General features: G+C 66.8%; 7 protein-coding genes. 3 read left to right on the top strand and 4 right to left on the bottom strand.

From position 1 onward, the window contains the following. Positions 1-227: 227 nt before the first annotated feature. The gene (locus ACFU6I_RS47180; RefSeq protein ID WP_384380387.1) at positions 228-1,268 is read left to right on the top strand and encodes an IS30 family transposase; all 1,041 of its coding nucleotides are present in this window, start codon (positions 228-230) and stop codon (positions 1,266-1,268) included. A 163-nt stretch (positions 1,269-1,431) separates the two neighbouring features. Here the strand turns inward: ACFU6I_RS47180 and ACFU6I_RS47175 are convergent, their stop codons facing one another. The 3 genes from ACFU6I_RS47175 to ACFU6I_RS47165 form a co-directional block, all read right to left on the bottom strand. Continuing rightward, positions 1,432-1,833 (bottom strand): hypothetical protein, encoded by a 402-nt coding sequence (locus tag ACFU6I_RS47175; protein WP_384380384.1) that lies wholly within the window; start codon positions 1,831-1,833, stop codon positions 1,432-1,434. A 404-nt stretch (positions 1,834-2,237) separates the two neighbouring features. After that, the gene (locus ACFU6I_RS47170) at positions 2,238-2,912 is read right to left on the bottom strand and encodes a hypothetical protein (protein WP_384380381.1); all 675 of its coding nucleotides are present in this window, start codon (positions 2,910-2,912) and stop codon (positions 2,238-2,240) included. A gap of 399 nt (positions 2,913-3,311) precedes the next feature. Further along, positions 3,312-3,746: a DUF5959 family protein gene (locus ACFU6I_RS47165; protein WP_384380379.1), complete on the bottom strand. Its 435-nt coding sequence runs from the start codon at positions 3,744-3,746 to the stop codon at positions 3,312-3,314. A 332-nt stretch (positions 3,747-4,078) separates the two neighbouring features. Here ACFU6I_RS47165 and ACFU6I_RS47160 point away from each other — a divergent pair, with 332 nt between their 5' ends. Next, on the top strand, positions 4,079-4,390 hold the full coding sequence (locus tag ACFU6I_RS47160) for a hypothetical protein (RefSeq protein WP_384380376.1): 312 nt from the start codon (positions 4,079-4,081) through the stop codon (positions 4,388-4,390). A 451-nt stretch (positions 4,391-4,841) separates the two neighbouring features. Here the strand turns inward: ACFU6I_RS47160 and ACFU6I_RS47155 are convergent, their stop codons facing one another. Next, complete coding sequence (locus tag ACFU6I_RS47155; RefSeq protein ID WP_384380374.1) at positions 4,842-5,522, bottom strand: alpha/beta fold hydrolase; 681 nt, start codon at positions 5,520-5,522, stop codon at positions 4,842-4,844. 150 nt (positions 5,523-5,672) lie between these two features. On the opposite strand from ACFU6I_RS47155, the gene ACFU6I_RS47150 reads away from it, so the two are divergent. After that, complete coding sequence (locus ACFU6I_RS47150) at positions 5,673-6,686, top strand: helix-turn-helix transcriptional regulator (RefSeq protein ID WP_384380372.1); 1,014 nt, start codon at positions 5,673-5,675, stop codon at positions 6,684-6,686. Positions 6,687-6,949: the final 263 nt, after the last annotated feature.

The following is a 6,949-nucleotide window of genomic DNA, read 5'->3' as shown; positions in this document are numbered from 1 at the left end:
TGTCGCCGACGCCATCGGGGCCGCACTACGGCAGGGTTGGATTCCCACGCGTGCAGGCTCACCGTTTCACCTCGACCAGTCCGCCGGCTTCTCTCACGGCTTCTCTTCCTCGCTTTGAACTCGCCGTAGGGTGAGCACCGCTTTAGGAGTTCGATCCAGTGAATGTGTGAGCTGCCCGGACTCGTGCTTCCCGGGCGGCAACAACTGGGGAGAAGGCCAGGCCCAGCGTGCGGCGGCCGATCTCGCCGGACGGTCCGTCGCGGTACTTGCGCGAGGCTGACCGCCTTCACATCGCCGACCGGCTGATAGAGAAGGCATCCATACGGCAGATCGCCGCCGAGCTCGGTCGCAGCCCCTCCACGATCAGCCGGGAGATACGCCGCAACGGCGTGCCGGTGCGCGCGGGATCCTCCCAGTGGGTCTACCGCCCTCACGCCGCACAGAGCCGCGCAGAGGCTCGTCGGCCCCGCCCGAAGACCGGGAAGATAGGACAGAACCCCGAACTGCGAGACTTCATCCAGCGCCACCTCGAACAGCGGTGGAGCCCTGAGCAGATCTGTCAGGTTCTGCGGGCACGCTTCCCCGACCGGCCGGAGATGCACGTGACCCACGAGACGATCTACCAGGCCCTCTACGTCCAGGGCCGCGGAGAACTCCGCCGCGAACTTACCAGTGCCCTGCGGACCGGACGGGCCCGCCGACGCCCCCACCGCCAGGCACACAAGCGGCAGCCCCGGTTCACCGCCCCCATGGTGATGATCAGCGACCGGCCCGCCGAAGCCGCCGATCGTGCCGTTCCCGGCCACTGGGAAGGCGACTGCATCGTCGGCGCCGGCCACCGCTCCGCGATCGGCACACTCGTCGAACGCACGACTCGCTTCACCATGCTGGTGCACCTGCCCAACGGACACCGGGCAGAACACTTCCACCAGGCCCTCACCGCCACCATCAGCCAGCTGCCGCCCCACCTGCGACGGTCACTGACCTGGGATCAGGGCAACGAGATGGCGGGGCACCAGCTCTTCTCCACCGCGGTGAACATGCCGGTCTACTTCTGCAACCCCGCCAGCCCCTGGCAACGCGGCTCGAACGAGAACACAAACGGCCTGCTCCGGCAGTACTTTCCCAAGGGCACCGATCTGTCCCTGCACAGCCGCGAGCATCTCGACACCGTGGCCGCCGAACTCAACAGCCGACCACGCAAAACGCTCGGCTGGGAAACCCCAGCCGAGCGTCTGTCTAAACTGCTCGCCACCACACGTAAGTGATCACGTGTTGCGACGGCCGATTGAATCCGCCGTGAATCGGTCGGGGGCCGTACTCATGGGCGCTGTCCGTCGATCACCGTGATTCCCCGTCAGTTCCCCGTCGATTGGGCACGTCAGGGGCACGGTCACCTAGGTTGCTCAGGGCAGTGGCCTAGGACCACTTTTACGTGTTCGGACTGTCGGTGCGGCTAAGAACACCGGTAACGCTGGACTCGAAAGGCTCGCGCACAGTGCGCGGCAGCGGCACCTCGAGCAGCTTGCCGTCGTAGATCATCCAGAGTCCAAAGCAGTGGTCATCCTGATCCCGCACCAAGACCTGAACCGAGTACGGATCGGGCCACGCAAGGGACTCAAGGTGAGCCAGCAGCCCATGCCACCGGGACTTATCGAATTGGATGACCCAGGTGAAGCAGTAGTCGTCCGGCCTGCTCCAGCCGTCGAACATGCCCTCGTCGATGCGAATGAAGGGTTTGACCCAGTCCGTGTTCCAGCCTGGCCGGGTGAGCGGCTCCATCACTTCCTCGGCACGTCTGGCGAGCACGATGATCTCAGATGTTCTACCCATGTGCCCAGTGTCTCAGCGGGAACAGGTGCGAGCTGGATCCGGACGGGGCAGGACTCGTCGCTGAGGACACCCAACTCTGGCTCTGTACCTGCGTACTTCCTGGAAGGCCTCGCCTGCACGGTTACCTCAACCCACCACTCGCCCCAGCTCCCATCCCGTCCGCCTTCGGCCCACACATCGTGGTCCGGGCGTGGTTCAGGGCGTCAAGGTGGAGCACGCCACTGTACGAACGACCTTGACGCCCTGGGCCGCGACTGCTCGGCTCTGCCTGGGTCGAAGGTGGTCGGGATGGGAGCCCATAACGCTCACCACGCTCCGGCCGGCACCCGTGAACGGCGCCCCGACCATAGCGCCTGCGGGAAATGCTCCGGCTCTTCTCCCGAGCCGGCCAGACACGGGGTATCTCAGCCCAGCGGGACGCGGCGGCGCCAGCGGGTCGACGCCTTTCTGATCCGCCGCCTCCGCCGCCAGTTGCCGAACTTCGATCCCCACCCATGCGTCTTCAGGACCAGGACGTTCTCCGGATCGCCGGGGCGCTCGCCCAAGGTGTCCAGTGCGCCGAGGTGCAGAACACGCTCGATGTCATAGTTCGCTCCGACGAACACCCAGAAGACGGGATAGCGGGCAAATCTCTTCAACGTGGCGATGACGGCGGCGCCGTCATCCGGCGAGGAGGTCAGCGCGACGACAGCGAGCGTGTGGCCGTCCAGGTCACCCGTCGCCGCGACGATCGCCTTCAGTGTTGGGGCGAGCGCAAACTCCCCTGGCCCGAAAGCCTTGTTCTTCTTTGCCAGACGCTCGGCCGCGTTACTCTGCCGCTCACCCCGCAGGGCGTCGACCGGGTCGCCCAAGGCAAACCACTCGTCGACCCATCGCTCCATGTCTTCCGCCTCGGGCAGCGGAAGCCGGACCGGCTTCCGCTGAAACACCCAGAACCCGGCGGGCGGCTCACCGAAACTCCTGCGCGCCATCTCCACACAGAACCGCGCGCCGCCAACGGCCAGATAGTCCAGATACCCCTTGGGAGCCCCCACGGCTATCGCGACATTCATGAGACCCTCCTGCTCGGCGTTGGACACGGCGGGATCCTTTCACCTCCACGGCCGGGGCGTCTCCGTCAAGCTGGGAGCAATCTTGAAAACCGTCGTGGCAGCGTTGTCACCGTGGGTTCGAATCCCACACCCACCGCAGTTGAACGTCCCCTGACCGGGTGAATCGGTCGGGGGCCGTTCTCATCTGCGCTGTCCGTCAACCACCGTGGTTCCCCGTCAGTTCCCGGTCGAACGGGCACGGCAGGGGCACGGGCACCTTCTGATCCGTAGCTCTATGTGGATTTGTCAGCTCGGGTCAGATCGGTCATCGTCAGGCCTTGCAGGGACACTACTGGACGTGATCGGGTGCTGTGGTTGCGGTACTTCGCTGCTGTACCGGGCACTTGCCTACCTATGACAGACGACGGTAGCGCTGTCTGAAGCTTCTCAGTCTGCCGGGAGCAGGTGCGCCCAGACGGCACGGAGTCTTTCGAGCAAGACACGCTGCTCGTCGATCCAGCCGCGATCCACGTCGAGGGAGATGGCCAGCCGGGTGGTTTGCTGGTCGGCGATGGTGACCGTGATTCGATCGTGGTCGTTCTCTCGCCAGTCCAAACGGATGCCTATTTCGGCGACTCGCGCAGCCTCGCGCCAAACGGCGTTGCGCCCCGCGGCAACCTCGTCCAATACGTGCGACCAGCCGGCCAGGTCTCTTGGGTCCACGAAGGTGTCGTGAATGCCGGCCACGAAGTCGTTGTGGACCAGAAGTTGTCCCTGCAGATCCGGGATGCCCGGGGCGTACGAGTCGTTCAGCTGGACCATGACACTGCCGCCGTACTTGCCGATGATCCGCAACAGTGTGAACCGCTCGCGCTCCTCCACGTCCCACCCCCGGGTGCTCGATCTTGTGCCGACATTACGCACTCTAGGCGGCACCACTGACTCACCTGGTTTGGTGAGGTGCGTATGCGGACGAGGCTGACCTGGCAAGACGCTGACCTGCGCGGTCCTGGCCCACTCACCGATATTCCTCGTTGTTCCCCGCCGGGCGCTGCTCGATCGGGCACGCAACGGGCACACGAAGTTGCCTCTTCCGCTCTTGCTGGTCTCCGGCCCCTTTCAAGGGGCCGTAGGCTGCGCTGCGACTCGGACCTGCTTTTCGTCAGCTGAAGGGGTGGGGGTTTGTGAAGGGGTGTCTGGTCTTGGGGTGCGCGATGCTCGTCGCGCTGCTGCTCCTGTTCAGCTTCATGTTCACGATGGAGCAAGAGTCGACCCCGGGGCTGCGGGACAACCTCAGTGGGCTTGCGCTGTTCGCCCTGGTCCTCGGTATCGGGGCAGCCCTTTGTGCACTTGCGGTGGCTGCCCGGGGATCCGAGGTTCTGCAGGTCACCGCCGGCCTGGTGTGCGGTCTGCTGCTCCTTGCGGCTGCCTACCGGGCGTACACGCTCGCGCCGATGCTGAAGTGCTGGAGTTCTAATAGCACTGCGCGCGGGCAGGACGGTTCGTACACCTGCTTCGACCGCTGACGGTGACCCGACGAGATCGGAGCCCGCCAGGTGCACCGGGGGCCGCCGAACTGGCCTGTCTTCTTGATCTGGTTCTTGTCGGGGATCTCGGTGAGCTGGGTTTTCGCTGGTCCGGGCGGTGGTCCCGGGCGCGTCAGCGGTCGTCGTAGGCCGCTACCGAGCGGCCTTGGACGGCCCAGAGACGGCCCTGCTAGGGGCTCCTGGGCCGCCCTCCACCTGCGACTTGGCCGGGCTCGTAGCCTCGATCGCGCCAACCTTCGCGCTCGCCGGCGTGTCGGTTGGCGAGCCTTCCTCAATCCCTGGGGAACTCGTCGTCAGTCCTGGCAGACCGCACGTCGTGAGGCCTTCGATCGAGCCGTTGCTGCCGTCAAAGCAGCAGACCTGGCCCGGCATTACCCGCGACACGTCGATCCAGGTGAACTGGGCCTCGATCGTCAGCGGGCAGACGACTTCAACGCGCAGCTCGTCCGAGGAGGCGGGCGAGCTCGGCCGGCTTGGTGAACATCGGCCAGTGGCCGGACTCGATGTCGACGAACTCGACCTGCTTGGCCCTGGTGAGCTCCGGCGCCTCGCCGGCAGCGATCCATTCGCGGGCCTGCTCCGGGGTGAACTCCGGGCAGACCACCACGACCGGAACCTCATAGCGGCGCTCGTCCGACAGCCGGACCACGCCCCTGGCCACCTGCTCGGGGACGGGGATGGCATCGGCTTCGATGCGCTGCCGCAGTTCCTCGTCGAGGTCGGCGCTGTCCACACCCTCGAACGGGCCCCAGCCGGGGAAGGGCATGGCGCCGTCGCGCATCTCGAAGAAGTCGGCGTACGGCTGGCCGTCCTCGTTGGGGAAGCCGCCGATCAGTGCCAGCTTGGCCACCCGCTCCGGGCGCGCGTCAGCGGCCAGCCAGCCGAGGGTGCAGGCGGCCGAGTGCGCCACGAGCAGGGGCTTTTCCACCGTTGCATCGACGGCGGCGAGGACCGTCGCCAGCTGCTCGTCGAGCGTGGCGGACGAGCGTCCGTCGCCCTGGCCCGGAAGGGTCACCGGCCGCGGGCGGTGCCCGAGCGTCTCAAGGGTCGGTGTCACCGCGTCCCATGCGGTGCCGTCCAGCCACAGACCACCAATGAGCAGGATTTCCACAGTGAGATCAACTTTCCGTCGAAGTTGGACCAAAGACAGCAGCCGAAAGCGTCGAGTGGACGCGGCCTGCCCGACCGGGCTTTGCCATGCTAGGAGGGGTTCAGGACGATCTGCTTCCTGATTGTCAGGAAGCCGCCTACGCTGTCCGAGGTGGAGACCGGAACGAGCCCCACCGCCCGCGCGCTGCGCACCCTTGAGATCCTGCGGACCCGCCCCGGCACGACGGCCGAGCAGCTCGCGGAGCGGCTCGGGGTGACCGATCGCGCCGCACGTCGCTACGTCGCGATCCTCCGGGAGGCCGGCATCCCCGTGGATTCTGTGCGCGGCCCGCACGGCGGCTACCAGTTGCGGCGCGGGACCAGGCTGCCGCCGGTGAGCTTCACCCAGAGCGAAGCGCTCAGCCTGGTCATGGCAGTGCTCGACGGCAGGCCCGCCGCCACCGACCCCGGGGATCTCGTCGGCTCCGCCCTCGGCAAGGTCATCCATGCGCTGCCCGAGGGGATCGGGCGTCAGGCGGCCGCGCTGCGCGAGCATGCCGCTGCCGCGCCCGATCCGAGTGCGGCCTACGCCGATCCCGCCGTGACGAGCGCCCTGGTGGACGCGATCGCGTCCAGGCGGCGTGTGGTGATCACCTACCGGAGCGAGGCCGGCAACCAGTGGCAGGCGGAGGTGGACCCGTGGGCGGTCGTCGTACGCCGGGCGCGCTGGTACCTGCTCTGCCATTCCCATCGCGTGGACGCCGTGCGCACCTACCGGGTCGATCGGGTACTGGTGGCCGAGGAGAGTGCGGTCGGGTTCCGGATGCCGGAGGACCTCGACCCGGTCACGGTGCTGGAGGAGAACCTCGGCACCGGATGGGCCTACCCCACGCGGGTGCTCTTCGACGCACCGGTGGAACGGGTCGTCCCGTGGGTCGGGCCGTCGATGGGACGGCTCGAACCCGTCGGGGCGGCGGGAGAGCACTGCATGCTCGTCGGCAGTACCCGCAACCCGGCGATGTACGCGCAGGAGTGGCTGGCGGCGGTCCCTTTCGCCTTCCATATCGTGGGCGGGACGGAGCTTCGGGATGCGGTTGCCAACCTAGCGTCCCGCCTTGGCGCGGCCGTGTCCGAACCGGCATCGGGGGCGGGACAGGGTTGGCGCCAAGGCGTCGGTGGCGAGTGAACTCCCTGGTGGCTCTGGCGGAGGTTTACCTTCACCGCATGCCTGCACGACGTCCGGTTCGGCACGCGTGATCTTCATTTGTCGACACGACTCACGATGATCAACGGTGGCCGCAGCCGTCTCCGCATCGGCCCTGACCAGCAAGATCACGATCTACGGGCTGCAGTACTAGTGTCCTGCGCCAGAGATCCGTCGGCAGAAGCGGGCGAGGGATTCGAGGATCTCCTCGGCGGTCTTCGTCCAGATGAACGGCTTGGGGTCCT

The organism is Streptomyces sp. NPDC057486, assembly GCF_042802415.1.
Classification (GTDB): Bacteria; Actinomycetota; Actinomycetes; order Streptomycetales; family Streptomycetaceae; genus Streptomyces; species Streptomyces yanii.
Note: the sequence above shows the minus strand (reverse complement) of the source record. Positions and strands in the feature narration are given on the sequence as shown.